We start from the raw sequence: 26,523 nt of genomic DNA on the forward strand, positions 1-26,523 counted from the left end.
CCTTCGGAGAGATCGATGACGTGCAGCTTCAACCGGTCGAGCTTGTCGGCCACCAGATGGCCGGGACCGGGCATGAAGCTGGCGCGCACGCGGAAGGCCTTGGAGCCGAGCCGCAGGTCGAGGCTGGCCGGCTGGATCTGGTCGGTATCGAGCTTTGCCTCGCTTTTCAACCGCCCCGCATCAAACAGCGCTTTAATGGCGCGATCGGCTAGAATGCCTGTGGCCCTCGTCATTCCATCTTCCTTTTTGCCGCAACCGGCACGTCATAACCCAAATTGTCCCTGTGACATATCTTGTTGTTCACGGGAATTGACGCAAGCGCCGCTAATCAGTAAATACTGACTTATCCCGTGGTGATTTGGCCGGTCGGCTTGCAGCCACGTTAAACAAATAGCTAAAAAGGCCGGGTTTGAAACCGGCTTGCTTTACGCGGCCGGTTTTTTTGTTTTGAAAGAGACAATCGATGAGCAACAATTGGCGCCCCGCGACACAGCTCGTTCACGGCGGCACGACCCGTTCAAACCATGGTGAAACCTCCGAAGCCATCTTCATGACGCAGGGCTTCGTATATGACAGCTCGGAAGCCGCCGAAGCGCGCTTCAAAGGCGAGACGGACGGCTTCATCTATGCGCGCTATGGCAGCCCGACCAACGATATGTTCGAAAAGCGCATGTGCATGCTGGAGGGCGCCGAAGATGCGCGCGCCACGGCGTCCGGCATGGCCGCGGTTTCTGCCGCCATCCTCTGCCAGCTGAAGGCCGGCGATCATATCGTCGCCGCACGCGCTTTGTTCGGCTCCTGCCGCTGGGTGGTGGAAACGCTGGCGCCGAAATACGGCATCGAATTCACGCTGATCGACGGGCGCTTCCTTGAAAACTGGGAAAAGGCCGTCAAGCCGAACACCAAGGTGTTCTTCCTCGAAAGCCCGACCAACCCGACACTGGAAGTGGTCGATATCGCCGGCGTCGCCAAGATCGCCAATGCGATCGGCGCCAAGGTCATCGTCGATAACGTCTTTGCGACGCCTCTGCTCCAGAAGCCGCTGGAACTCGGCGCCCATATCGTCGTTTATTCGGCGACCAAGCATATCGACGGTCAGGGCCGGTGCCTCGGCGGCGTGATCCTGTCCGACAAGGAATGGATCAACGAGCACCTGCACGACTATTTCCGCCACACAGGTCCGGCTTTGTCGCCGTTCAACGCCTGGACGCTTCTGAAGGGCATCGAAACCCTGCCGTTGCGCGTGCGCCAGCAGAGCGAGAATGCTTCGCGCGTTGCCGACTTCCTCGCCGGGCAGAGCCAGGTCGCCAAGGTGATCTATCCCGGCCGAAAGGACCATCCGCAGGCCGATATCATCGCCCGCCAGATGAAGGGTGGCTCGACGCTGGTCTGCTTCGAGCTGAAGGGCGGCAAGGAGGCTGCCTTCGCGCTTCAGAATGCGCTGGATATCGTGCTGATCTCCAACAATCTCGGCGATAGCAAGAGCCTGATCACCCATCCGGCAACGACGACGCACAAGAACCTCAGCGACGAAGCGCGCGCCGAGCTCGGCATCTCGCCCGGCACCGTGCGGTTCTCGGCCGGGATCGAAGACAGCGAAGACCTGATCGAGGATTTCGCCCGCGCCCTGAAATCGGTCCAGGCCTGATTTTCGGATAGTGTCAAACGCCCGTGTCCTGCCGGATACGGGCGTTTTTTTATGCCTGGATTTCTCTTTTGAAGATTATCCGTACCAGCATGATGCGCGACAGCGCCGAATAGAAACAGACGAGCGCGAAGATCACCGCGATCTCGCAAAACCATTGCGGGAACAGGCAGAAAGCCAGGAACACGGCGATCGTCTCGGTTGCCTCGGCAAGTCCGGCCGTGAAACAGAGCGATTTCGCGCCACGCGCATCGGTGGACAGGTTGCACTTTTGCGCCATGGCCTCGAAGGCGAGAAAGCTTGCGCCATTGATGTAGAGGGTCAGCAAAAGAAGGCCGCCGGCAACGCCGTTTTCATAAGGATCGGCGAAGATGAAGGCGAACGGAATGAGGCCATAGAAGGCGAAATCGAGCAGGATATCGAGGAACCCGCCGAACTCCGTCTGCGCCGTTGCCTTTGCGACTGCCCCATCCAGCCCGTCGCAGATCCGGCTTATGCCGATCAGAATAAAACCCAGGGCGAAAGCGTCGAGAACAATAGATATTGCCGCTGCAAAACCGATCAGGAAGCCGGTGACGGTGACGGTATTCGCGCTGATGCCATGACCGGCCAAAGCCCGGCCTGCGTGCTCCAGCATGGGATCAAGCCGCTTCCTGAAATGACGGTCCAGCATTGCTGTGCCCTATCCCTACACTTTGGCCTATGCGTTATTCTTGACGAAACCATCTTGCTGTAGAATATCGCCTATAGACTTGAAAAGGGTTTGCATATGTACCGCGCGCTGACACGCGACATCGAGGTGACCGTCGAGCCTTATTATCTGGAGGAGCAGTCCGATCCGGATGACGGCCGCTACGTCTGGGGCTACCGCATCCTGATCTCGAACCTGTCCGGCGAGACCGTGAGACTGATGACGCGCTATTGGCATATCACCGACGAAAACGGCCAGGTGGACGAAGTCAACGGACCAGGCGTCATCGGCGAGCAGCCGGTCCTCAATCCCGGCGATACCTATGAGTATTCATCCGGCTGCCCGCTCGATACACCATCAGGGGTGATGTTCGGTCACTATTCGATGGAAACCGCGCAAGGCGATACCTTCACCGTCGACATCCCCGCCTTTTCGCTCGATTCCCCCGGCCAGAACCGGACGCTGAACTGACGGCCGCAGCTTCTTACTGCGGCTTCACTTCCGTCGCCTCGAAGCGGTAGGTCGTCGAGCAGAACTCGCAGGTGACCGAGACCATTCCGTTCTCGGCCGCATGATCGATATCGTCCTGGCTGAGGCTTGCCAGCACATCGCGCAGCTTCTCGCGCGAACAGCTGCATTTGTCATAGACCGCCTGCGGCGGATAGACCTTGACGCCACGTTCGTGGAACAACCGGTAGAGCAAGCGTTCCGTGCCGACCGTCGGATCGGTCAGTTCGTCGGCGTCGATCGTCTGGACCATGACGCTGGCTTCATCCCACAGGTCGTCGACTTCGAAGACATTATTGCCATCATCGCCGTCGCCACCGTGCAGATCCGCCTGGCGCATGCGATCCGGCGCGTCCGGCAGGAATTGCGCAACCATGCCGCCGGCCCGCCAGCGGTGGCGCGGCTTGCCGTTTTCATCACGGTCGAGCAATTCGGCAACGCCGAGGCGCACCTTTGTCGGGATCTGTTCCGACTGGCGGAAGTAAACACCGGCAATCTCCTCAAGCGAGGCCCCATCGAGCGGCACGATGCCCTGGTAGCGCTGCATATGCGCGCCCTGATCGATGGTGAACGCAAGGACGCCGTCGCCCAGCAGATGCTGCGGCTGGGTCAGGCCATTCTGCTCGGCGATCGCGAGGGCCTCCTCGTTGTAGCGGGCATAGGCGCGCACCCGGTCCGGTGTCGCGAAATCGGCGACGACCAGATCGACGGGGCCGTTGCTCTTGGTCTGGATGATCAGCTTGCCTTCGAATTTCAGCGAGGTGCCGAGCAGCACCGTCAGCACCACCGCTTCAGCGACAAGACGGGCGACCGGCAGGGGATAATTGTGACGCTCGAGGATTGCATCGAGCATCGGGCCAAGCTGGACGGCGCGGCCGCGCACATCAAGACCTTCCACCTGAAACGGCACGACATGATCGTCGCCGGCATAATCGAACTGGCCGAGGCCCAAGTTTGCTTCCGTCATCGCTCTGCTCCTAGCCCTCGAACGTCCGCCCGCCATAAAGGCCGGGATATTGCCCGATGCTTCTATTGATCCTGCGCAGGCCGTCTTTGTCCAGATCGTTCCGGAAAAAACGGCTGCTCGCTTTTGTCGCCTCCAATCGGGACGGCGAAGCGGTTGGATGGATACGTCTGAATACGAATAACCGGCAAAGGCGGACGCGCCACCTGCCGGTTATCGACTTGCTGCATAGATCGTGTGCCTCTGCCCGGTTTTCAATATCCCGGGCAAGACGCTGAAGCATGTCGCGCAAAAGTGTGGCGGTGTGCGATAACGACATGCGTAAGACTGGAAATCTGAAGCGCGGCTAGCGGATCCGAAGGATCGCGACGGGCCTTAAAGAGCGCCGAGACACCAGGCAAGAACGGACTTTTGCGCGTGCAGCCGGTTCTCGGCCTCGTCGAACACCACCGACTGCTTGCCGTCGATCACCTCGTCGGTCACTTCCTCGCCGCGATGGGCAGGCAGGCAGTGCATGAACAGCGCATCCTTGTCGGCCTTTGCCATCAGTCCGGCATTGACCTGGAACGGCTGGAAGACGTTGTGGCCGCGGGCGCGATGTTCCTGGTTCATCGACACCCAGGTGTCTGTGACCACGCAATGGGCGCCGGCAACGGCCTGATCGGCATCGTGACAGAGCTTGATGTCGCCGCCATTGTTGCGGGCCCAGTTGAGGATCTTGTCGTCAGGTTCGGAACCGAGCGGCACGGCCATGTTCATCCGGTAGCCGAAACGGGCCGAGCCTTCGACGAAGGAGTGCAGCACATTGTTGCCGTCTCCGGTCCAGGCGATGGTCTTGCCCTTCACCGGACCCGAATGCTCTTCGAACGTCATGATATCGGCCATGATCTGGCAGGGATGCGTCGTATCCGTCAGGCCGTTGATGACCGGCACCGTGGCGTGTTCGGCAAGCTCCAGCAACCGGTTGTGGTCGGTCGTGCGGATCATGATGGCGTCGACATAGCGGGAAAGAACCTTGGCGGTATCGCCGATGGTTTCGGCGCGGCCCAGCTGCATTTCGGTGCCGGAGAGGAACAGCGTCTCGCCGCCGAGCTGGCGCATGCCGACATCGAAGGATACGCGGGTGCGTGTCGAGGGTTTTTCAAAGATCATCGCCAGCATCTTGCCGGCCAGCGGCTTTTCAGCCGTGCCTGCCTTGGTGGCTGCCTTGCGGACGCGGGCGTCCTCGATGATCGACCGAAGATCGGCTGCTGTCATTGCAGAAAGATCGAGAAAATGTCTGGTACTCATACTATTCAAAGTCCTGTGTTTTTCAGCGTGCAAGCGAAACGTCGTTCAGGCCGATGCCTGTCGTCGTTCCACAGTCAGCTGTTCGGCCGCGCGCTCCAGCCGCGCCAGGCCTTCGCGGGCTTCCTCGGCGCTCGTTACCAGCGGCGGCAGCAGGCGGATGACATTTTCGCCCGCCGGAACGGCCAGCAGTCTTTCGGCGCGGATGGCCTTCAGGAGATCGGCAGACGGAACCTTGGCCTTGATACCGAGCATCAGGCCTTCGCCACGGATTTCCTCGATGACATCGGGGAACCGATCGGCAAGCGATGCGAGCCCCTGGCGAAACACCAGCGAGACATCGCGCACATGCTGGAGGAAATCATCAGCAAGGATGACATCCAGCACGGCATTGCCGACGGCCATGGCCAGCGGGTTGCCGCCATAGGTCGAGCCATGGGTGCCGGTAACCATGCCTGAGGCCGCCTCGGCCGTGGCAAGGCAGGCGCCAAGCGGGAAGCCGCCGCCTATGCCCTTGGCGACAGCCATGATGTCCGGCGCGACGCCCGACCATTCGTGGGCGAACAGCTTGCCGGTCCGGCCGACACCGGACTGGACTTCGTCGAGGATGAGCAGCAGGCCGTATTCGTCGCAAAGGGCGCGCAGTTCCTGCAGGAACTCCTTCGGCACGGTGYGGATGCCGCCCTCGCCCTGGATCGGTTCGATCAGGATCGCGGCGGTCTCTTCGCTGATAGCGGCCTTCAGGGCACCCATGTCGCCGAACGGAACCTGGTAGAAGCCCGGCGCCTTCGGACCGAAGCCTTCGAGATATTTTTCCTGTCCGCCGGCAGCAATCGTCGCCAGCGTGCGGCCATGGAAGGCGCCTTCGAAGGTAATAATATGGAATTTTTCTGGCTGGCCCTTGGCGAAGTGATAGCGCCGCGCCGTCTTGATGGCGCATTCAAGCGCCTCTGCACCCGAATTGGTGAAGAACACCTTGTCGGCGAAGGTCGCTTCCGTCAGGCGGCGGCTGAGGCTTTCCTGGCCGGGGACTTCATAAAGGTTCGACAGGTGCCAGACCTTGTCCGCCTGCTCCTTCAACGCCGACACAAGATGCGGATGTGCATGACCGAGCGAATTGACCGCGACACCGGCGGCGAAATCGAGATAGCGCGTGCCATCTTCAGTGATCAGCCAGACGCCTTCGCCGCGCTCGAACCGCAAGGGCGCACGGGCATATGTGTCATAAAGCGGCGTGGCATCGGCCATGGCGCGTGTCTCCTCAAACCATCACGGCAATTATACAACCAGATCCTCAACGAGGCTGCGGGCAGCCCGTAAAAAATCAAAATGCCGCCTCGCGGCGGCAGGGGCACTATCTTCATTTCGCACTGCAATGTCAACAAAAGCCCATGATTTCCGGCAATTCGGGCAGACACAGCGGAAGCGATTTTTTTTAGCCGGATACCCTTGCAAAAATGCCACGCATCGCAAGCAAGTTGGGGAAAACTCAGAAATCGATTCGGCGGGATTCCCCGGACTCTTGTCAGCGAGTCCCCCGGGCTCTACGTTAAGAAACAATTACTAGAACGCATGCGGCGGACCTAGTCACCAAAAGTGTTATCGCGTTTCAGCCTCGGAGCACATCCAGGGCTCGGTGGAGGATTCGACCATCACCAACGCTGGGAATGGAGACAAGACCATGAATTGGACTGACGAGCGGGTCGAAAAACTCAAGAAATTGTGGTCCGAAGGTTTGAGCGCGAGCCAGATCGCTGCGCAGCTCGGCGGCGTCAGCCGCAATGCCGTCATCGGCAAGGTTCACCGGCTCTGCCTGCCGGGCCGCGCCAAGGCTGGCGGCAGCACGACCACGGCACGGGCAAAACGCCCCGCGCCTGCCGCAGCTCCCCGCGCACCGAACAACTACACCGCATCGCGCATGACCGCCACCCGCACAATGACGCGCACCACCGGTGCAGCCGTCATGAAGGAAGAATTGGAAATCGACGCGATCGAGGATCAGGAAGCAGCACCGGCGGGCAACAACGTCGTTGTTCCGATGTCGCGCCGCCTGGCACTGACGCAGCTGACCGACCGCACCTGCAAATGGCCGATCGGCGATCCGATGAAAGAAGAATTCCACTTCTGCGGCAACGACTCCCCGGACACGTCGCCCTACTGCACGTTCCACGCCAAGCTGGCCTACCAGCCTTCCGCGGAGCGCCGCCGGGCACGCTGAGGCCGGATTGCTTTTTACGAAAAAGGGGCCCAAGCGGCCCCTTTTCTACGTCTGGGCAATACAGAAGCTCAGCTTTCCAACGAATAGCCTGCGCCGCGCACTGTGCGGATCACATCCTGCATGTTGGAAAAATTCAGAGCCTTGCGCAAACGGCCGACATGGACGTCCACCGTGCGCTCGTCGACATAGATGTCGTGACCCCAGACACCGTCCAGCAGCTGCGAACGCGAGAAGACACGGCCCGGCGAGGCCATGAAGAATTCGAGCAGACGGAACTCCGTCGGTCCGAGGCGGACTTCACGGGTCTTGCGGTGAACGCGGTGGGTTTCGCGGTCGAGTTCGATATCGCCGCATTTCAGCAGCGTCGACAGCACTTCGGGCTTGGCCCGGCGCAGCATCGCCTTGACCCGCGCCATGAGTTCCGGCGTCGAGAACGGCTTGACCACATAGTCATCGGCGCCGGTGGCAAGCCCGCGGACGCGCTCGCTTTCCTCGCCGCGTGCCGTCAGCATGATGATCGGCAGGCGCTCTGTCTCAGAGCGCTGGCGCAGCCTGCGGCAGAGTTCGATGCCGGAAACGCCCGGCAGCATCCAATCGAGGATCAGGAGATCGGGTAGGCGTTCCTGCAGGCGCATTTCCGCCTCGTCGCCACGATTGATCGTATCGACTTCGAACCCTTCGGCCTCAAGATTGTATCTGAGGAGAACGCTAAGCGCCTCTTCATCTTCAACAACGGCAATTCTTGGCAACATGCAGTCAGCTCCTAGGCGCCCGGCCGGCTGGCCGAAGGCTTGCCGAGCGGCTCCAGCGGCCGCTCGCGCAGTCATTACGTAAGGCTTTACTTACTTAATCACGCGATCAATTGCCGATCGCGCCGACGGTGTTGGCTGTATCGTCCTTCGGACGCTCACCAACGGGTTGCGCGCCGGTCGCCATGTAGTAGATGGTTTCGGCGATGTTGGTGGCGTGGTCGCCGATGCGCTCGATGTTCTTGGCGCAGAACAGAAGATGCGTGCAGGGTGTGATGTTGCGCGGATCTTCCATCATGTAAGTCAGCAGTTCGCGAAACAGCGACGTATAGATCGCATCGATCTCGCCGTCGCGTTCGCGAATGCTGTTGGCCTTTTCCGGCGAGCGCGAAGCATAGACGTCGAGCACTTCCTTGAGCTGGACGAGCGCAAGCTCGGCCAGATGCTCGAGGCCGCGGGCAAGCTGGCGCGGCAGGCTGGCGCTGGAAACGGCGATGACGCGCTTGGCAGTGTTCTTACCGAGATCGCCGACCCGCTCCAGATCGGCCGCGATGCGGATCGACCCCATGATTTCCCGCAGGTCGGCGGCGACCGGCTGGCGTTTTGCGATGGTGACGATCGCCTTCTCGCCGATCTGGCGCTCGGCCTCGTCGAGGATGGTGTCGTCGGAGATGACCTTCTGGGCGAGCGCCAGGTCGGAATTGACCAGGGCGCGCACGGATTCGGCCACCATCTGTTCGGCCAGACCGCCCATCTCGGAGATGCGGCGGGTCAGGTACTTCAGATCTTCGTCATAGACGGAAGCAATGTGCGTAGACATGATTGTTTTTCCTTGCGATCACAATCCGGGTTGGAAGACCGCCACCCTGCCGGCATGGAAGGGTGGGGAAGCGCCTTCAGCCGAAACGGCCCATGATGTAGTCCTGGGTACGCTGGTCGTCCGGATTGGTGAACATCTTGTCGGTGTCGTTTTCCTCGACGAGATTGCCGAGGTGGAACATGGCGGTGCGCTGCGACACGCGTGCAGCCTGCTGCATCGAGTGCGTGACGATGACGATCGTAAAGTTCGTGCGCAGTTCGTGGATCAGCTCTTCCACCTTGGCGGTCGCGATCGGGTCCAGCGCCGAACAGGGCTCATCCATCAGAATGACTTCCGGGCTGACGGCGACGGCGCGGGCAATGCACAGGCGCTGCTGCTGACCGCCGGAGAGACCGGTGCCGGATTCATGCAGGCGGTCCTTGACCTCGTTCCAGAGACCGGCCTTCTGCAGGCTCGACTCGACGATCTGGTCAAGTTCAGCCTTGGTGCGGGCGAGACCATGGATCTTCGGACCGTAGGTGACGTTCTCGTAAATCGACTTGGGGAACGGGTTGGGCTTCTGGAAGACCATGCCGACGCGGGCGCGAAGTTCAACGACGTCGATGCTCGGGTCGTAGATGTCACCGTCGTCGAGGGTAATCTTGCCGGTGACTCGGCAGCCGTCGATCGTGTCGTTCATGCGGTTGAGGGTCCGCAGGAACGTCGACTTGCCGCAGCCCGACGGGCCGATCAGCGCGGTGACCGTGTTTTCGCGAACGTTGAGGTTCACATCGAAAAGCGCACGCTTCTCGCCGTAATAAACCGAAACGTCCTTTCCGATCATCTTGAAAGGAACAGTGTTCATTTTCTGGTCCAGCGCCTTTTCAACTGCTGCTTCTGACATCATGTTCATGTTTCTACCTCACTACCAGCGCCGCTCAAAGCGACGCCGCAACAGGATTGCGCCAAGGTTCATGACGACGAGGAAGATCAAGAGGATCATGATCGCACCCGAAGTCCGTTCGACAAATGCACGTTCGGCTTCGTTGGCCCACATATAGATCTGGACCGGCAAGGCAGTGGACGGCTCCATCGGCGAGCCGGGATAGTCGACCACGAAGGCCACCATGCCGATCAGGAGCAGCGGCGCGGTTTCACCGAGCGCATGCGCCAGACCGATGATGGTTCCTGTCAGGACGCCCGGCATGGCCAGCGGCAGGACATGGTGGAAAATCGTCTGCATCTTCGAGGCACCCAGGCCAAGAGCGGCCGAGCGGATCGACGGCGGGACTGCCTTCAAGGCTGCACGCGTGGCGATGATAATCGTCGGAAGCGTCATCAGCGTCAGGACAAGGCCACCCACGACAGCGGCCGAACGGGGCATGCCGGCGAAGTTGATGAAGATCGACAGGCCAAGCAGACCGTAGACGATCGACGGAACAGCCGCGAGGTTGTTGATATTGACCTCGATGAGGTCTGTCAGCCTGTTCTTGGGCGCGAACTCTTCCAGGTAGATCGATGCTGCAACGCCGATCGGAAGGGCAAGCGCCAGGACGATCAGCATCATATAGAGCGAACCGAGGGCAGCGACGCCGATGCCCGCAGCTTCAGGCCGGCTCGATGCGCCATAGGTGAACAGGCCGGTGTTGAACTGCTTGGCCATGGCACCGGTCTCGGACAGCTTTTTCATCCATTCGAGTTGCTGGTCCTTCACCTTGCGGTTGGCCTCGGCAACGGTCAGGTCGATCTGCCCCTTGTTGGCGCTGTCGATATTGCCTTCCGCCAGCAGGGAGACATTGGCAGTCGTGCCGATGAGTGTGGGATTGGCAACGACCAGATCGCGAAGCTGCGTCCGGGCGCTTGCCGAGACCATGTCCGTCGCCTGCTTGACGAGCGGCTTGTTGGCGGGATCGATATCGAGAGCCTTGACCAGCGCATCGCGCACCAGAAGCGGATAGTTCGCCGTCATCAGCTTGGTGGGATTTGCACCACGCTCGTTCTTCGGATCGATGATCTTTTCCGAAAACTCGATCGGCAGCGTGATCGCCGTCTGCTGGAAGGCCGTGTAGCCCTTGGAGACGACAGTCCACAAAAGAACGAACAGGAAGAACAGACCGATCAGGATGGCGATGAGCCCATAAGCCTTGAAGCGGCGTTCGGCAGCGTAGCGCTTCTTGATGCCGATATCGCGTCTTGCCTGCGCCGGGCGCACGAAGGAGGACTGTACGGAGGATGTCATGTCGGTCATTCGTACTGTTCCCGATACTTGCGCACGATGTAGAGTGCATAGATGTTGAGGCAGAGCGTGATGGCAAACAGTGTGATGCCCAGCGCGAACGCCACCAGTGTCTGCGGCGAGTTGAACTCGAGGTCGCCCGTCAGCTGATTGACGATCTTGACGGTGACCGTGGTCATCGCTTCGAACGGGTTGAGCTGCATGCGGGCAGCAACACCTGCAGCCAGCACCACGATCATGGTTTCACCGACAGCACGCGAGGCCGTCAGCAGCAAGGCGCCGACGATACCGGGCAGAGCAGCCGGCAGGATAACGCGCTTGATGGTTTCGGAGCGTGTGGCGCCGAGGCCGAGCGAACCGTCACGCAGCGAGCGCGGCACCTGCGTAATGATGTCGTCCGACAGCGACGACACGAACGGGATCAGCATGATGCCCATGACGAGACCGGCGGTGAGAACGCTCTGCGCCTGGATGAAGTTAACGTAGTTCCCGGTGACCAGGCCGTTCAGCTCAGCGGAGATATCGCGCAGGAAAGGCCCGACCGTCACCAGCGCGAAGAAGCCGTAGACGATGGTCGGGATGCCGGCGAGAATTTCAAGGAGCGGCTTGGCAATGCCGCGGACCGCAGGCTTTGCGTACTCGGCCATGTAGATGGCGGCGAACAGGCCGACAGGCACCGCAAACAGCATGGCGACGAAAGCGATGTAGAGGGTGCCGGCCAGAAGCGGCAGAAGTCCGAACTGTCCTTCCGTGCCACCGCTGCCCGCAGCCGAGAACCGCGGATCCCAGACCGTGCCGAAGAAGAACGCGCTGGGGGATACCGACTGGAAGAAGCGGATCGCCTCAGACAGCATGGAGCCGACGATACCGACTGTCGTCAGGATCGCGATGGAAGATGCCACCAGGAGGGCACCGAGCATGACGCGCTCGACCCGGTTTCTGGCCCGGAACGGCGCGCTGATGCCGCGAATGGCGAAAACGGCGCCGGCGATCGCGATGATCAGCACGACGGCGCTCATTGTCCACCGGCTGCCATCCTTCAGAGAGTTGTACTGCTGCGCTGCCTCGACCATGTAAGGCTCGCCGGCATTTGCCATCGGCACGCCCTTGGCCGCCAAGGCATCGCGAAGGTTGCTGGAGCCACTTGTGACGGCCGCAAGTTCGTCGCTGTTCAGCAGCTTCAAGCCGTTGGCGACCTGCATGACCTGACCGAGCATGAGTTCGGTGGTCGCGCCGCCCTGGCTGCGCACATTCTCCGGCAAAGCAGTTCGAACGGAATTTTCAACGAAAAACGGGCTGGCGATCAGCCAGACGGCAAGAACGAACGCAGCCGGCAAAACCGCCCAGATGGCAACATAGACGCCATGATAACCGGGAAGCGAATGCAGGGCGGAAAGTTTGCCTTTGGAGCTGGCCATCGCCCGTGCGCGGCCGGCAAAATACGCCGCAAGGCCAACGATCAAAATGATCAAAAGAATAAGAGAAGTGCTCATCGATATGTCCCCCCGGCCTTGTCAAACATGAAAGCCGGCAAATCCGCATACTCGGGAGGTCCGGCACGGCAAAACTGCCGTGCCGGATTTTTGAGGTGTATTAGAGCATGTTGCCGTCGGTGAAGGCCTTGCGGTCAGCTTCGCGCTCGGCGTCCGGAGCCGGAACGAGACCATAGGCAGCCAGCGGGCTATCCGGGCCGACCATCTGGTCGTCGAGGAAGAATTCAACATATTCCTTCAGGCCCGGGATAACGCCGAGGTGAGCCTTCTTGACGTAGAAGAACAGCGGGCGGGAAACCGGATATTCGCCCGAAGCAATCGTTTCGACCGACGGAACGATACCGCTGACGGTCGCAACCTTCAGCTTGTCAGCGTTGTTTTCATAGAAGGACAGGCCGAAAACGCCGATACCGTTCTTGTTGGAAGCGATACGAGCGAGTGTTTCGGTGTAGTCGCCGTCGATATCGATCGCCAGACCGTCCTTACGAACAGCGATGCACTTCTTGGCAGCTTCCTTTGCGTCGGGAATAAGAGCCTTGATGGCGACGTCAGCACCCGCGTCCTTGCAGCCGTGGGCCAGCATCTTTTCGTCGAAGACTTCGCGCGTGCCGTGCTTTTCGCCCGGGATGTAAGCGGCGATTTCAACGTCCGGCAGGTCCTTGTTGACTTCCGACCACTTCTTGTAAGGGTTGGCAACGAGCTTGCCGTCGACAACCAGTTCAGCGGCGAGCGCCAGGTAGAGGTCCTTCGGGACGAGCTTCAGATCGGCATTGCCCTTATCCGTTGCGAAGACGATGCCGTCATAACCGATCTTGACTTCCTGGACTTCAGTGACGCCGGCTGCCTTGCAGGTTTCCAGCTCGCTGTCCTTGATCTTGCGCGATGCGTTGGCGATATCGATCGTGTCCGGGCCAACGCCCTTGCAGAATTCCTTCAGGCCGGCACCGGTGCCGCCGGATTCAACAACCGGGGTCTTGAAGTCGGGGAAGGTTTCGCCGAACGTTTCGGCAACAATCTTTGCGTAGGGAAGAACGGTCGAGGAACCGGCAACCTGGATCTGGTCGCGAGCAATGGCAACGCCAGCAAAAGCGGCGGATGCAACCAGAGCTGCAACAGTAAGTTTCAAGGACTTCATCAGAATACTCCCATAATGGGCTTGTGTGGGTGCGCTTTTCACCAGCGCTCGCTTTCGCCGTGTCGATCGGCCGCCCTAGTTAGCGCCCGATGCCCACACCTTTTATGTCAACTTGACGAAACATTTGTGACATATCAACTATTTGAAATAACTGTGTATTTTTGACATGTGACTTTTCAGGCGATGGGTTTGTGTCAAAACCTCACCGTAAAGACCGTACCCTTGCCGACTTCGGACTGAACCAGCAGTCTGGCGCGATGCCGGGTCAAGATATGCTTGACGATGGCAAGCCCCAGACCGGTGCCTTTTTTCGATCGGCTGGCTTCGACGTTAACCCGATAGAATCGTTCGGTGATCCGCGGAACGTGCTCCGCCGCAATGCCAGGCCCGTGATCGCGAACCGAAACCTCTGCGGGCGCATCGCCACCACCTGAAAGCGCGACCTCGACCTTTTTGCCCTCCTGGCCGTATTTGCAGGCATTTTCGATCAGGTTCTCGAACACTTCCGTCAACTCGTCGCGATCCCCCTGCACGATCACCGGATCATCCGGCACGATCAGTGAAATCTCGACACCGACATCCTCGGCAAGCGGCGACAGCGTATCGAGAACATGGCCGAGCAGCGGCGCCAGGTTGATCGCCTCGTCCGGCGCAATATGGGATTTCAACTCCAGCCGCGACAAAGACAGGAGATCATCGACCAGCCGGCTCATCCGTGTCGCCTGTTCATGCATGATACCGAGGAACTTTTCGTGCGCCTTCTGGTCGTTTCGCGCAGGGCCCTGCAACGTCTCGATAAAACCGCGCAACGAGGCCAATGGTGTCCTCAACTCGTGGCTCGCGTTGGCGACGAAATCGGACCGCATCCGGTCGATGCGCCGCGCCTGGGAAATATCGCGGTAGGACAGGATGTAAAGCCGCTCATCGGCCCGTTGGCCGATCTCCGCCGGCGCGACCCGAACGATATAGACCGCCTCGGATGGGAAGCGTTCCGAATGTTCTATCTGGTTGACCTTGCCGGTGACGATGGTTTCGCGGACCATATCGAGTATGCCGGGCGAACGGACCCTGGCCGACAGGTCGGTGTTCGGCGGGATGGTGCCGAAGGCTTTTTCCGCCGCCTGGTTCTGCAAAAGGACGGTTTCATCCGGCGCCACCACCAAAATGGGGGTGTCGAGCGCATTGAAGGCCGTCGCAAGTATCCCGAAATCCGTTTCCTTCACCACAGAGGGCGCCACTGCCGGTACGGGCGGCTTGGGATCGGTGGACCGATTGAACAGGACGATCATCCAGACGAGCCAGAACAGCAGCACGGCTGCCGTATGAATACCGAAGAGAACAAGACCTCCGGCGGCGGCAACGGACAGGCCGATGACCCACATCTCCGACCTGGCTGTCGTCTTCAGGCGCTCCCAGACTGTTTTTGTATTTTCCAAAATCTTCTCACGTGCACGGTGCAATTGACCGGTGATAGCGGAGGTTCATGACATGATTTTCACGGCATGCTTGAATTCGCAATGCAATTGTGGCCTCCTCCCGTGAAATCGGCGGCCGGCCGTACAATGCATTCAGCGAGGATACGCCATGGCGGATATGGAAGAAAACAAGCCGGTCGAGCTGGTGATCAATGGCAAGAACCGGGTTTTCGACATCGACAATCCGAAGCTGCCCGACTGGATCGACGACAAGGCGCTGGCTTCGGGAGACTTTCCCTACGAGAAAAAATTCGACGGCGACGACTATGACGATCTTCTCGAAAAACTGCAGATCGAATTGGTGAAGGTCCAGTTCTGGCTGCAGGCAACCGGAAAACGTGTGATCGCCCTGTTCGAGGGGCGCGATGCGGCCGGCAAGGGCGGCTCCATCTACGCCATCCGGTCCTATATCAACCCCCGCTCCGCCCGCGTTGTTGCGCTGCCCAAACCAACCGAAACCGAACGGGGGCAGTGGTATTATCAACGTTACATCTCGCATTTCCCGACCGCCGGTGAATTCGTGATGTTCGACCGCTCCTGGTACAATCGCGGCGGCGTCGAACCGGTCATGGGGTTCTGCACACCCGATCAACACAAGAAGTTCCTGAGCCAGACGCCCCGGCTGGAGAAGCTGATTACGGGCGACGAGATTTTCTTTTTCAAGTTCTGGCTGGATATCGGCCGCGAGATGCAATTGAAACGGTTCCACGACCGCCGTCACGATCCGTTGAAGGTCTGGAAGCTCTCGCCGATGGATATCGCAGCTTTGACGAAATGGGACGATTACACCGAGGCGCGCGACACCATGCTGCGGGAGACGCATACGGAGCACGCGCCCTGGACCGTCGTTCGCGCCAACGACAAGAAGCGCGCGCACCTGAACCTCATCCGCCACCTTCTGAATTCACTCGACTATGATGGCAAGGACAAGAGCGCGATCGGCGAGATCGACGGCAAGATCCTCGGCTTCGGCCACGGCTTCGTAAAATAGCCGCGGCTTCGCAGTAGAGCCGGAAAATCCTATTGGCCGGGCAGTATCCGGACCGCAAAGACGTTGAGGCCGTTGCCGGAACCGGTGACATCGCTGTTGATGAGGATATGGCCGGGTGAACTCGGCGCAAGGCTGCGCTCGAACGTCACCTGGAACAGCATGTCGCTCTTTTCCTCATTCACCGTGAACCGGTGACGGCCGCAATCGCCGAGCGAGGAAAAATCGCATTCGACGGAAAACTGCGTCTGCTTGCCGGTGTCGGCCTGGACGCTCACGGCAACGGTCGATGTCTTGCCGGAAATCTGCGCAAGCACCGAAGCCGGTATCTCGATTGACACGTTACCGCCGGCATCCGCCGTTGCCGATGTGATATGAAGGCGCGTGCCGCGCTCGTCGCTGACAGGATCGGCAGTGGCGCCGCTGCCCGCCTTGACATTGCCCGCATCTGTGGGCGTGAAGACATCAAGCCAATCGCCGGAGAAACCCGACTGCGCTCCAAGCGTCTTCAGGCCCGCCTCGGCATCGAAATCCTCCGATTGCACCGTCGCGGGCGGATTGGCGACACCGGTATCGCGCTCCGCCGCCGACTTCAAAAGCCCGCTGGTTTCAACCCACCAGGCCGCCATGACAAAGGCAGCGACCAGCGTCGTCACCACCATGACGAAGGAGAGAAAGCTTCCCCGCTTGCGCCGGCGCGGTTTTGCCGCTGCTGTTTCGGCTTTGGCAGCCTTGCCGCGTTTGCCGGTAACCGGTGCAGCGGGTGCTGCTTCGGCAACACGCTGTCCTTCGCGGCGCTCCGGGCGCAAGCCCGCAAGCCCGCCATCGGCGACAGGGCCGCTGCCCAAATCGTCACTTCGTTCGGGCGGCATGTGGATGTCGTGATCAAGCGCCGCCGAAGGCACCGGGCTCTGGCGGTCCGCAGCCTCGGCGCGGATCGGTGGCGGCACGGACGCGGCCGCCTTCAGGCTGGCCCGCTCCTCCAGCTCGATGGCGTGGATGACGGCTTCCAGCCGGTGGCGCTGCTGGGCGATCACCTCGGGATCGTGCACATCCTGTTTTCGAAGGCCAGCCTCAAGCGCGTTGCGCGCCGATTGATAGATCCGCGCGCGCGTTTCGGAATTCGCCCTCTCGGAGCGTTCCAGCGCATGTCTGATGGCAGTTTCCAGTCCGCTCACTATTCGTCCTTCTTGGTGCAGGCATTCCGCAATCCTGCAAAAGCATGCCGCGCCCCGGGCAAAGCCGCCCGGCCGCGCAGACATGCAATCAAATCTTGCCCCGAAGCCTGGCGCCCTACAGCGCCGCGCGCCATTCATGACGCGCAAAGGTCGCTGTAGCGCTTTTAAATCTGCCGCATAATTTTTTCTTAAGTCGATTCCGACTTAAGGAATTATGCAGTAGCCGGGCCTCGATGCTACAAGCCATCCGCCATTGTGCCAGACGATCGCTCCGGCCGCTTTTGGATGTGTTAACAATTGGGTAACGGTTGACGCCCCGATCTGCAAGCCTTGCGCAGCAAACTGACTGCCAGCGCCGGGGAAAACCCGGAGCTTTTTCGCGTATCCGGGGGCTTCAACCGAAACAAAGCGGCTTTGCAAAACACAAAGCCGCTGCTAAAGTTCTTACGTTTACGGAAACGTCAAAGAACAAACCGGGAGTGAATTTTGTCCCTGCCAGCCATTCTCAACGGCACAACGCGGCTGCCCGTCGTCGCCGCGCCGCTTTTCATCATATCGCATCCGGCCCTGACGCTGGCACAGTGCAAAGCCGGCGTTGTCGGTTCGTTTCCGGCGCTCAACGCCCGGCCGGAAGCCCAGCTGGATGAATGGCTGGCCGAGATTACCGAAGACCTTGGCGCCTACAACAGCCGCAACCCCGGCGCGCCGGCTGCCCCCTTTGCCGTCAACCAGATTGTCCACAAGTCCAACCGGCGGCTCGAACACGATCTGATGCTCTGCGTCAAATACAAGGTTCCGATCGTCATTTCGTCGCTGGGCGCCGTGCCCGAGGTCAACGCGGCGATCCACTCCTATGGCGGTATCGTGCTGCATGACGTGATCAACAACCGCCACGCCAGCTCGGCCATCCGCAAGGGCGCCGACGGGCTGATCGCGGTTGCGGCCGGCGCAGGCGGCCATGCAGGCACACTGTCGCCCTTCGCCCTCGTTCAGGAGATCCGCACCTGGTTTGACGGGCCGTTGCTGCTGTCCGGAGCGATATCCACCGGCGGCGCGATTTTGGCCGCGCAGGCGATGGGTGCCGACATGGCCTATATCGGCTCGCCCTTCATCGCCACCACGGAAGCGCGCGCCAGCGACGCCTACAAGCAGATGCTCGTCGACAGCAGCGCCAGCGACATCGTCTATTCCAATTATTTCACCGGCATCGCCGGCAACTACCTCAAGCCGTCGATCATAGCGGCGGGCATGGACCCCGATCACCTGCCGGAAGCCGACCCGTCCAAGATGGATTTCGAGACGGCGACAACCGGCGCCAAGGCCTGGAAGGATATCTGGGGCTGCGGCCAGGGCATCGGCGCCGTGACGGAGATCACCCCCACCGCCAGCCTCGTCGACCGGCTCACCCTGGAATATGCGGCGGCGAGACAAAGGCTGGCGGTGTAAAAAGCACCCTTCCGATTGCCCCAAGCTTTTTTCCTGTTCTTAAAACTGATGGCTTGAAATCGCATCGGTTTGCAGGTATCAGCCCCTCACACATCGTTTCGCGGCACCGCGGAACGCATGCTGGCCGCTTTAGCTCAGGTGGTAGAGCACATCATTCGTAATGATGGGGTCGCAGGTTCGAGTCCTGCAAGCGGCACCAGTTACCCCCCTTGTAAAAGACACTTTCCCGAGGCTGCTATTCCTCCTCCGAGAGGCCGCTCGCAGGTTGGGTCGCCGCAGCCCGTCAAATTTACCACATTTCTGAACTCCTCGGCGTCTAGGAATGGGTGAAGGCACATCGCCCGTTTCCCCCGTGACTTCGGGAAGAAGCGAATGCCAATTCGGCCCTCGCGCGCGCGTGTTTGTCCGAGAATCCAAATCGGCAATGATTGGTGAACACGCTTCCTCGGCTACTTGGACTGATATTCCAGTCTATTGTTATCCAGGCGGAATGGCTGGATTTAGTCCGTCAGGCGGTAATAGGGGTCTTCTCGATAGGTTGCGCCGACATAGCAGTTTGTCCCGAAGCACCTTGGGCTTCTGCGGTCCCTTGCCGGATAATAAGCCTGCTGCCGTATATTTCGATGATGATAACCGGCCTTCGGCGCAATGTGATAATCGTAGCGCTCGATAACGACTTGCTCTCGATAAACGGTTATCGGTCTATCCTCATAATAGCCGTATCTCCCGTCATCGACACAGCCAGTTAATGTTGCAGCGGACACTCCGAGCATACCGGAAATGATGAACAGCTTGCGGCTCATGCTGACCTCCTGGCTTGAGAAATGGCGCGATGCCAAAACATGGCAAGTCCTGTCTTCTTTGCTTTTATGGCACGACAGTCCTCAATCCGGAAAGGCCAACACATCCCATTCCAGATCGGACATCACCCTGGCTTCCAATATTACATGCTCACTGAAAAGGTGCGCGTTTTCAGCCAACAGCCGGCGGGCAGCTATGACCGCCGCTTTCCGACCTATACACCGCTCACGGAGCGCTCGAAATGTCGCCACGCTGCGCGCCCTGACGCCCCTTCAAGCCCGGCGCAAGCGACGCGCCGTATCCGTGTCCTGATCACCGGCATGATGCCGGGTAGCAGAGGACAATGACATGTCGAACATCATCGAATATTCAGCCGATACCAATGACGCGGCCATCGCGCTTTTCCTGCAGGACGAGAACGGCGACAAGCTGACCGATATTCTGGTGGACGCGCTTGATGAGGCCTTCCGGATCCTGCGCGATGAATTGGTTTCGGGACCGCTGAACTAGCGCTTTCCAGCCTACTCCGGCTTTTCAAAGCGCAAACGAACCCAAAATGCCTTACCTCACTGCTGCATAAATGAAGTGCGACAGCGACCTTTGCCCGTCATACGTGACGCGCGGCGCTGGATGATCTCCTGGCACGCAGAGCACCCGCGACCGCGGCTGCTGCGGAAAACATGGTTAATTTTTTAACTATTTTCCGGCTATCAGCGGAACGGTTCGGCGGATCGGCCGCTGATGCGAAAACCCGGGAGGACTTTCGATGATCTTCAATTTGCTCAAGCGCAAGCGCGGCGAACAGGCAGAGATGGGCACCGCAGAGACGGGCACCTATGCCGATGGGATTTTCGAACTGCCGGCGCTCGAGATCAAGACCGAACCGCGGCGCCTTCGCGGCCATATGGCCCATCAACGCGACTATGGCAGCGACCGGACCATCGCGCCTATTCCCGCCGGATTTGCTACTGCATAATTCCTTGGATCGGAATCGACTTAAGGAAATTATGCAGCAAATTTCAGGTGTTACAGCGAACCTTTGCGCGTCGTGAATGACGCACGGCGCTGTGTCCTTCGTCCGGCAGGAATGCCAATGTGCGGGACGTTCAGGCGCGCGGCTTCAACTTCATGTGGCGGTTGACGTCCTTGTAGAGCAGGTAGCGGAATTTTCCCGGCCCACCGGCATAGCAGGCCTGCGGGCAGAAAGCGCGCAGCCACATATAGTCGCCCGCCTCGACCTCCACCCAATCCTGGTTAAGCCGGTAGACGGCCTTGCCCTCCAGCACATAGAGCCCATGCTCCATGACATGGGTTTCTGCGAACGGGATCACGGCGCCCGGCTCGAAGGTGACGATCGTCACATGCATGTCGTGACGCAGGTCGTTAGGATCGACGAAACGCGTCGTCGCCCATTTGCCCTCGGTGCCGGCCATCGGCGATGGCGCGATGTCGGCCTCGTTGAGGAAAAGGGCCGCCGGTGCGTCGAGGCCATCGACGGCTTCATAGGCCTTGCGGATCCAGTGAAACCGCACCGTCCCGCCGCTGGTATTGCGTACAGACCATTTGCTGGCCGGCGGAATGAAGGCGTAGCCACCTGGACGCATCTGATGCGCCTTGCCATCCAGCGTCACGGTCAGTTCGCCCTCGACGATGAACAGCACACCTTCGGCGCCCGCGTCGAGTTCCGGCCGGTCACTGCCGCCACCCGGGGCCACTTCCATGATATATTGCGAGAAGGTCTCGGCAAAACCGGAGAGCGGCCGCGACAGCACCCAGAGCCGGGTGTTTTCCCAGAACGGCAGGAAGCTGGTGACGATGTCCATCATCACGCCCTTGGGAATGATGGCATAGGCTTCGGTGAAGACGGCGCGGTCCGTCAAAAGCTGGGTCTGCGCGGGCGCGCCGCCCTGCGGGGCGTAATAAGTGCGGTTCATTTGCTTCCCTGAACGTTCGAATGGATCGGCCTCGACGGTGGCCATCAGGCACAGAGAACCATTAGCGGAACACGGCGTTGAGATCACGCGACAATTCCCTCCGATTCGTGAATTCACTTTCGCACAGGAGAAGAAAATCAGCGGATATGATGCGGATCGTCAGGCGCGGCCCGTCCTTATGCGCAAGACAGAGCGGCGGCGGCTTCGGCGTTCTTGCAAGCATGATCAAGCCCGTTTCGGACCGGCCGGGCGATACGCCCAGCCCTATTTATTGATCGTGTTTGGCGGCGCAGGCGTCGTGACCTCCCGCAGCCATTCCCGCCAGATCGAAACGAGCAACGCCATCAGCACCGGCCCGACGAACAGGCCGAGGAACCCCATGGTCTTGACGCCCCCGACGAGCCCGAAGAAGGTCGGCAGGAAGGGCAGCTTGATCGGTCCGCCGACCAGCCTCGGGCGCAGCGTCTTGTCGACGATGAAAAGCTCGATGGTTCCCCAGGCAAACAGCGCGAGCGCGGCGAAAGGCGATCCGCTGGCAAAGAGATAGATCGACACCAGCGTAAAGCACAGCGGTGCGCCGCCGGGCACAAGCGCCATGATGCCGGTGATGATGCCCAAGGTAACGGGGGACGGAACGCCTGCCATCCAGTAGGCGACGCCAAGCACGATGCCCTCGCCGATGGCGATAACCCCCATGCCGGTTACCGTCGAGCTGATGGTCAAGGGCACGATGCGCGAGACGCGTTCCCAGCGCATCGGCAGAATGCGTTCGCCGAGATCATCGAGCTGCGCCACGAGTTTCTCGCCGTCGCGATAGACGAAGAACAGCGTGATCAGCATGAAAAGAAGCGTCAGGAACGACTGGAACGCCGACGCACCGACGACGAGCACGCCGCGGTAGATGTTGCCGATATTGGAGCCGCTGACCAGCTGAACCAGTTCGCCGATCGCGCCTGGATGGCCGACATATTTCGCCCATTGCTGACCAAGCCAGACGCCGAGGCCGGGGATCTGTGTCAACCACACCGGCACCGGCGCGCCGGCAACATTCGTCTCGATGGTCCAGGCCACCCAGTCGCGGACTTCATCGACGGCATAGACGGCGGCAAGCGAGATCGGCGCGACGATAAAGGAAATCACCGCAATAATGGCGATCGTCGCTCCAATCGTCCGGTTGCCTCCGATGGCGCCAAGAAGCCAGCGGTAAATCGGCCAGCTGGCAAAGCCGATGACAAGCGCCGCAAGCACCGGCACGAGAAAGCCGTGAAAGAAATAGACGCCTGCGAGCAGGACAAAGACCAGAAGCCAGCGCGCAGCCGCAATCGGGCCGACAAGCGCGGAACGTTCATAGGCTGTACGGCCGAACAGTCGCGGTTCCGACGGCAGTTCGCCCCGTTCACGGTTGCTCAGTTGCAAAAAGCGTTCCTCCTAAACAGCGACCCTTGCGCGTCATGAATGACGTGCGGCGCTGTCGTATCATTCAAGATGACAGCAAAACCCACGGCTTGCCAGCGTGTTTCATTCGTGTGCGGCTTGTCCGCGGCAAACCGGCCAGCACGCTGGCATAGGTAAGTATGACCGCATGGTCAACACAAGCGGATGACAAACGATTTTCGCTGGGAAAAACAGCAGCCGGACGGGGAGACATTCCAGGTAAAGTTACCCTTGGCTGGCCACTGCCGCCTTCGGCCGGTCGAGGAAAACTGACGCCAGGAAAATGCCGATCCCGGCCACCGACATCATCGCGCCGACAAGGCCGGTCGATGTCCAGCCATAACCGGCTGCAATGGACAGGCCGCCGAGCCAGGCGCCGAGTGCATTGGCGAGATTGAAGGCGGAATGGCTCAGCGCCGCAGCCAGCGTCTGCGCCTTGCCCGCCACATCCATCAGCCGCATCTGAATCCCGGGCACGACGGCAAAGCCGCCACCGATAAAGAGAACGTTGATCACCGCCATCCAGGGGGTCGTCATGGTGAAATAGAACAGCACATAGGCGACGAGGTTGAAGACCAGCGCAATGCCGATGGCCGGCATCAGCTTCCAGTCGGCAAGCCGCGAGCCAACGATATTGCCGAGGATCATGCCGGCTCCGAAGACCGAAAGCAGGACCGGCACAGTTCCAAGCGATACGCCAGCAACTTCGGTGAGGGCCGGGGTAATATAGCTGAAGACCGAGAACATGCCGCCACAGCCGATGGCGCAGATGCCAAGCGTCAGCCAGACCTGGGATTTGCCGAGAGCGCCAAGCTCCGTTAGCGGCGTTGCGGCCGGATCGGCCCTGTCTTTCGGGACGAAGAGCCAGGTGAGAACAACCGTCAGCACGCTGATGGCGCCGACAATGGCGAAGGCTGCGCGCCAGCCAAGCGCCTGGCCGAACCAGGCGGCAAGCGGCGTGCCAAGCAGGGTGGCGACGGTCAGGCCCATCATGACGCGGCCGATGGCGCGCGCCCGCTGGTGCGGGGCCGCCATGCCGGCGGCAACCAGCGCCGCGACGCCGAAATAGGCACCATGCGGCAGGCCGGCGAGAAACCGGGCCGCGACCAAAAGATCAAAACTATCCGCGGCGGCGCTGGCAAGGTTGCCAAGCGCAAACAGGCTCATCAGTGCAAGCAGCACAGTATGCCTCGAAACCCTTGCGGCAAGCACCGCGATCAGTGGCGCGCCGACGACAACGCCGATCGCATAGGCGCTGATGACGTGGCCGGCATAGGGAACCGAAACCGAAAGATCGCCGGCGACCTGAGGCAAAAGCCCCATGATGGCGAATTCACCGGTGCCGATGCCGAAGCCGCCGACAGCCAGGGCCAATTCAGCAGGGGACATGCCGCCCCAGCGGGCGGCCTGAATGGAAGAAAGAGCGTCGTCGGACATGGGAAGACCTGCCTGGAGCCGCATCGGCCCGAAGGATTTTCGTTCTGGAATGGGAAACCGAGGCGGAAGCGGGAGGAGGCCTTGGCGCTGTTGCAATGCAGTATACCTTTTTGCGCCTGCTCGCAAAGGGAATGACGCGGATATATGCCACGAAATCTGGCCCCGAAATCTGGCCAGATGCGCGTCGCGTATTGACGTTTACGTCAAGGTTATATAATCCGGAATGTGCTTGATGGAGCGCAACAAAAGCTTCATCCTGAGCAGCGAGGAATCTGGAGGGATTTTTCGCTTGTGCACAACACGTTGGCCGCAGACATTTTCGGACAGGGTTGCGCATGGAAAAGGGAGGCACGGTGCGCTCTTTTTGCAGCGCGGCGACGGATGGGAGAGAGACGATGCCTGACACATTGATGCAGACGCCTGCCCCGCAAGCGGGCAAGCCCTGGCTGCAATCCTACCCCCCCGGAATGCCGGCCGATATTGCGCCCCTGCCCTACAATTCGATCGGCGACCTCTTCGCGCAGTCCTGCAAGAAATATGCGACGCGCGCCGCCTTTACCTGCATGGGCAAGACGCTGACCTTCGGCGACCTGGATGCGCAAAGCAGAAAGATCGGCGCATGGCTGCAATCGACCGGCCTTGCCAAGGGCGACCGCGTTGCCGTGATGATGCCGAATATCCTGCAGAACCCGGTGATCGTCTTCGGCATCCTTCGGGCCGGTTATACCGTCGTCAACGTCAATCCGCTCTATACGCCGCGCGAACTGGAACACCAGTTGAGGGACTCCGGCGCCAAGGCGATCTTCGTTCTGGAAAACTTCGCCCATACCGTCGAGCAGGTGGCGGCACGCACCGATCTGAAGCACACCGTTGTTACCACCATGGGCGATCTTCTCGGGCTCAAGGGCCTGATCGTCAATATCGTCGTGCGCAGGGTGAAGAAGCTGGTGCCCGCCTGGTCGCTGCCGGGGCATCTGATGTTCAAGGCGGCGCTGTCAAAGGGTGCAGGCGCAACACTCAAGCCCGTCGACGTAAAGCCCGGCGATGTCGCCTTCCTGCAATATACCGGCGGCACGACCGGCGTCTCCAAGGGTGCGACACTCACCCATTCCAACCTCTTGTCGAACATGGCACAGATGGGCCTGTGGCTGGAGACTGCGTTTCTCAGAAAGACGCGGCCGGAGCGGCTTGTATTTCTCTGCGCCCTGCCGCTCTACCATATTTTCGCGTTGACGGTGAACTCGCTGATGGGCCTGAGCACAGGCGGCGAGAACATACTGATCCCCAACCCGCGCGATATCCCGGCTTTCGTCAAGGAAATCGCCAAGTACCGGATCAATATCTTCCCTGGCCTTAACACCCTCTTCAACGCCCTGATGAACAATGCCGAATTCCAGAAGCTGGACCTCTCCGATCTGGCGCTGACCTTCGGCGGCGGCATGGCGGTGCAGCGCCCGGTCGCAGAACGTTGGGAGAAGATGACGGGTTCGCCGATCAAGGAAGGCTACGGCCTGTCGGAAACATCCCCGGTCGCCACCGCCAACCGGCTCGACGGCAATGACTTCACAGGCACGATCGGCCTGCCGCTGCCCTCGACCGACGTCGAGATCCGTGACGAGGACGGCAACACGCTGCCGCTCGGCGATATCGGCGAAATCTGCATCCGCGGACCGCAGGTGATGGCCGGCTATTGGCAGCGCCCGGATGAAACCGCCAAGGCCATTTCCCCCGACGGCTTTTTCCGCTCGGGCGATATCGGCTTCATGAACCCGGAAGGGCTGGTCAAGATCGTCGACCGGAAGAAGGACATGATTCTCGTCTCCGGCTTCAACGTCTTCCCCAACGAGATCGAGGAAGTGGCCATGACCCTTGCCGGCATTCTCGAATGTGCCGCCATCGGCGTGCCGGACGAGCATTCCGGCGAAGCCGTGAAGCTGTTCGTCGTCAAGAGGGATCCGAACCTTACCGAAGCCGACGTCAAGGCGCATTGCGCGGCCAACCTCACCAACTACAAGCGGCCGAGGTTCGTCGAATTCCGCACCGAACTGCCGAAATCGAATGTTGGCAAGATCCTGCGCAAGGATCTGCGCGGGTAGGAATGCTGAG

General features: G+C 60.2%; 25 protein-coding genes, 1 tRNA gene and 1 riboswitch. Of the genes, 9 read left to right on the top strand and 17 right to left on the bottom strand.

Features of this window, described 5'->3' with window-relative positions; all coding sequences use genetic code 11:
* The coding region (locus AC1D17_RS20975) for a 2'-deoxycytidine 5'-triphosphate deaminase domain-containing protein (protein WP_477567244.1) at positions 1–233 on the bottom strand (233 nt) is incomplete at its 3' end.
* Between the two features lie 107 nt (positions 234–340).
* Positions 341–419, top strand: a riboswitch (SAM riboswitch).
* 44 nt (positions 420–463) lie between these two features.
* Here AC1D17_RS20975 and AC1D17_RS20980 point away from each other — a divergent pair.
* Positions 464–1,648, top strand: coding sequence for an O-succinylhomoserine sulfhydrylase (locus tag AC1D17_RS20980; protein WP_264220685.1), 1,185 nt, complete (start codon positions 464–466; stop codon positions 1,646–1,648).
* A gap of 49 nt (positions 1,649–1,697) precedes the next feature.
* Here the strand turns inward: AC1D17_RS20980 and AC1D17_RS20985 are convergent, their stop codons facing one another.
* Positions 1,698–2,318 carry a CDP-alcohol phosphatidyltransferase family protein gene (locus AC1D17_RS20985; RefSeq protein WP_477567245.1) on the bottom strand — a complete coding sequence of 207 codons (621 nt, stop codon included), beginning with the start codon at positions 2,316–2,318 and terminating at the stop codon, positions 1,698–1,700.
* Between the two features lie 96 nt (positions 2,319–2,414).
* On the opposite strand from AC1D17_RS20985, the gene apaG reads away from it, so the two are divergent.
* Positions 2,415–2,807, top strand: coding sequence for a Co2+/Mg2+ efflux protein ApaG (gene apaG / locus AC1D17_RS20990; RefSeq protein ID WP_477567246.1), 393 nt, complete (start codon positions 2,415–2,417; stop codon positions 2,805–2,807).
* Between the two features lie 13 nt (positions 2,808–2,820).
* Here apaG and AC1D17_RS20995 read toward each other — a convergent pair whose 3' ends face one another.
* The 3 genes from AC1D17_RS20995 to AC1D17_RS21005 form a co-directional block, all read right to left on the bottom strand.
* Positions 2,821–3,810 (bottom strand): Hsp33 family molecular chaperone, encoded by a 990-nt coding sequence (locus AC1D17_RS20995; protein WP_477567247.1) that lies wholly within the window; start codon positions 3,808–3,810, stop codon positions 2,821–2,823.
* A 372-nt stretch (positions 3,811–4,182) separates the two neighbouring features.
* Positions 4,183–5,097 carry an ornithine carbamoyltransferase gene (gene argF, locus AC1D17_RS21000; RefSeq protein WP_477567248.1) on the bottom strand — a complete coding sequence of 305 codons (915 nt, stop codon included), beginning with the start codon at positions 5,095–5,097 and terminating at the stop codon, positions 4,183–4,185.
* Between the two features lie 45 nt (positions 5,098–5,142).
* Positions 5,143–6,342: an acetylornithine transaminase gene (locus AC1D17_RS21005; protein WP_477567249.1), complete on the bottom strand. Its 1,200-nt coding sequence runs from the start codon at positions 6,340–6,342 to the stop codon at positions 5,143–5,145.
* 433 nt (positions 6,343–6,775) lie between these two features.
* Between AC1D17_RS21005 and AC1D17_RS21010 the strand changes: the two genes are divergently transcribed.
* On the top strand, positions 6,776–7,312 hold the full coding sequence (locus tag AC1D17_RS21010; protein WP_477567250.1) for a GcrA family cell cycle regulator: 537 nt from the start codon (positions 6,776–6,778) through the stop codon (positions 7,310–7,312).
* Positions 7,313–7,380: 68 nt separating this feature from the next.
* On the opposite strand, the gene phoB is transcribed toward AC1D17_RS21010, so the two are convergent.
* The 7 genes from phoB to phoR all read right to left on the bottom strand — a co-directional run bounded on the left by phoB (position 7,381) and on the right by phoR (position 15,160).
* Entirely contained in the window at positions 7,381–8,064 is a 684-nt protein-coding gene (gene phoB, locus AC1D17_RS21015; protein ID WP_062583052.1) for a phosphate regulon transcriptional regulator PhoB, read from the bottom strand.
* Positions 8,065–8,170: 106 nt separating this feature from the next.
* Positions 8,171–8,881 (bottom strand): phosphate signaling complex protein PhoU, encoded by a 711-nt coding sequence (phoU, locus tag AC1D17_RS21020; protein WP_477567251.1) that lies wholly within the window; start codon positions 8,879–8,881, stop codon positions 8,171–8,173.
* A gap of 76 nt (positions 8,882–8,957) precedes the next feature.
* A complete protein-coding gene (gene pstB / locus AC1D17_RS21025; protein WP_477567252.1) occupies positions 8,958–9,773 on the bottom strand; it encodes a phosphate ABC transporter ATP-binding protein PstB in 816 nt (271 codons plus the stop codon).
* A 12-nt stretch (positions 9,774–9,785) separates the two neighbouring features.
* On the bottom strand, positions 9,786–11,108 hold the full coding sequence (pstA, locus tag AC1D17_RS21030; RefSeq protein WP_477567253.1) for a phosphate ABC transporter permease PstA: 1,323 nt from the start codon (positions 11,106–11,108) through the stop codon (positions 9,786–9,788).
* A complete protein-coding gene (gene pstC / locus AC1D17_RS21035; RefSeq protein ID WP_477567254.1) occupies positions 11,105–12,589 on the bottom strand; it encodes a phosphate ABC transporter permease subunit PstC in 1,485 nt (494 codons plus the stop codon). Before pstC ends, pstA begins: the two co-directional genes overlap by 4 nt.
* Before the next feature lie 100 nt (positions 12,590–12,689).
* Positions 12,690–13,724 (bottom strand): substrate-binding domain-containing protein, encoded by a 1,035-nt coding sequence (locus AC1D17_RS21040; protein WP_477567255.1) that lies wholly within the window; start codon positions 13,722–13,724, stop codon positions 12,690–12,692.
* 194 nt (positions 13,725–13,918) lie between these two features.
* On the bottom strand, positions 13,919–15,160 hold the full coding sequence (phoR, locus tag AC1D17_RS21045; RefSeq protein WP_477567256.1) for a phosphate regulon sensor histidine kinase PhoR: 1,242 nt from the start codon (positions 15,158–15,160) through the stop codon (positions 13,919–13,921).
* A 148-nt stretch (positions 15,161–15,308) separates the two neighbouring features.
* Between phoR and ppk2 the strand changes: the two genes are divergently transcribed.
* Complete coding sequence (ppk2, locus tag AC1D17_RS21050) at positions 15,309–16,190, top strand: polyphosphate kinase 2 (RefSeq protein ID WP_477567257.1); 882 nt, start codon at positions 15,309–15,311, stop codon at positions 16,188–16,190.
* A gap of 29 nt (positions 16,191–16,219) precedes the next feature.
* Here ppk2 and AC1D17_RS21055 read toward each other — a convergent pair whose 3' ends face one another.
* Positions 16,220–17,365: a biotin transporter BioY gene (locus AC1D17_RS21055; RefSeq protein ID WP_477567258.1), complete on the bottom strand. Its 1,146-nt coding sequence runs from the start codon at positions 17,363–17,365 to the stop codon at positions 16,220–16,222.
* Positions 17,366–17,851: 486 nt separating this feature from the next.
* Between AC1D17_RS21055 and AC1D17_RS21060 the strand changes: the two genes are divergently transcribed.
* Together AC1D17_RS21060 and AC1D17_RS21065 are read left to right on the top strand one after the other, a co-directional pair.
* On the top strand, positions 17,852–18,811 hold the full coding sequence (locus tag AC1D17_RS21060; protein ID WP_477567259.1) for an NAD(P)H-dependent flavin oxidoreductase: 960 nt from the start codon (positions 17,852–17,854) through the stop codon (positions 18,809–18,811).
* Positions 18,812–18,934: 123 nt separating this feature from the next.
* Positions 18,935–19,010: transfer RNA gene (locus tag AC1D17_RS21065), tRNA-Thr, on the top strand.
* Between the two features lie 301 nt (positions 19,011–19,311).
* Here the strand turns inward: AC1D17_RS21065 and AC1D17_RS21070 are convergent.
* A complete protein-coding gene (locus AC1D17_RS21070) occupies positions 19,312–19,614 on the bottom strand; it encodes a hypothetical protein (RefSeq protein ID WP_477567260.1) in 303 nt (100 codons plus the stop codon).
* A 346-nt stretch (positions 19,615–19,960) separates the two neighbouring features.
* Between AC1D17_RS21070 and AC1D17_RS21075 the strand changes: the two genes are divergently transcribed.
* Together AC1D17_RS21075 and AC1D17_RS21080 are read left to right on the top strand one after the other, a co-directional pair.
* Positions 19,961–20,122: a hypothetical protein gene (locus AC1D17_RS21075; RefSeq protein ID WP_477567261.1), complete on the top strand. Its 162-nt coding sequence runs from the start codon at positions 19,961–19,963 to the stop codon at positions 20,120–20,122.
* A gap of 256 nt (positions 20,123–20,378) precedes the next feature.
* Positions 20,379–20,588 (top strand): hypothetical protein, encoded by a 210-nt coding sequence (locus AC1D17_RS21080; protein ID WP_477567262.1) that lies wholly within the window; start codon positions 20,379–20,381, stop codon positions 20,586–20,588.
* A gap of 130 nt (positions 20,589–20,718) precedes the next feature.
* Here AC1D17_RS21080 and AC1D17_RS21085 read toward each other — a convergent pair whose 3' ends face one another.
* From AC1D17_RS21085 to AC1D17_RS21095, 3 genes are all read right to left on the bottom strand, one after another.
* The gene (locus AC1D17_RS21085) at positions 20,719–21,546 is read right to left on the bottom strand and encodes a bifunctional allantoicase/(S)-ureidoglycine aminohydrolase (protein ID WP_477567263.1); all 828 of its coding nucleotides are present in this window, start codon (positions 21,544–21,546) and stop codon (positions 20,719–20,721) included.
* Positions 21,547–21,810: 264 nt separating this feature from the next.
* The gene (locus AC1D17_RS21090; protein WP_477567264.1) at positions 21,811–22,962 is read right to left on the bottom strand and encodes an AI-2E family transporter; all 1,152 of its coding nucleotides are present in this window, start codon (positions 22,960–22,962) and stop codon (positions 21,811–21,813) included.
* Positions 22,963–23,205: 243 nt separating this feature from the next.
* Positions 23,206–24,417 (bottom strand): MFS transporter, encoded by a 1,212-nt coding sequence (locus tag AC1D17_RS21095; RefSeq protein WP_477567265.1) that lies wholly within the window; start codon positions 24,415–24,417, stop codon positions 23,206–23,208.
* A 395-nt stretch (positions 24,418–24,812) separates the two neighbouring features.
* On the opposite strand from AC1D17_RS21095, the gene AC1D17_RS21100 reads away from it, so the two are divergent.
* Entirely contained in the window at positions 24,813–26,513 is a 1,701-nt protein-coding gene (locus AC1D17_RS21100; protein WP_477567266.1) for a long-chain-fatty-acid--CoA ligase, read from the top strand.
* Positions 26,514–26,523 lie beyond the last annotated feature (10 nt).

It is taken from the genome of Pararhizobium sp. P1_E7, from assembly GCF_056405855.1.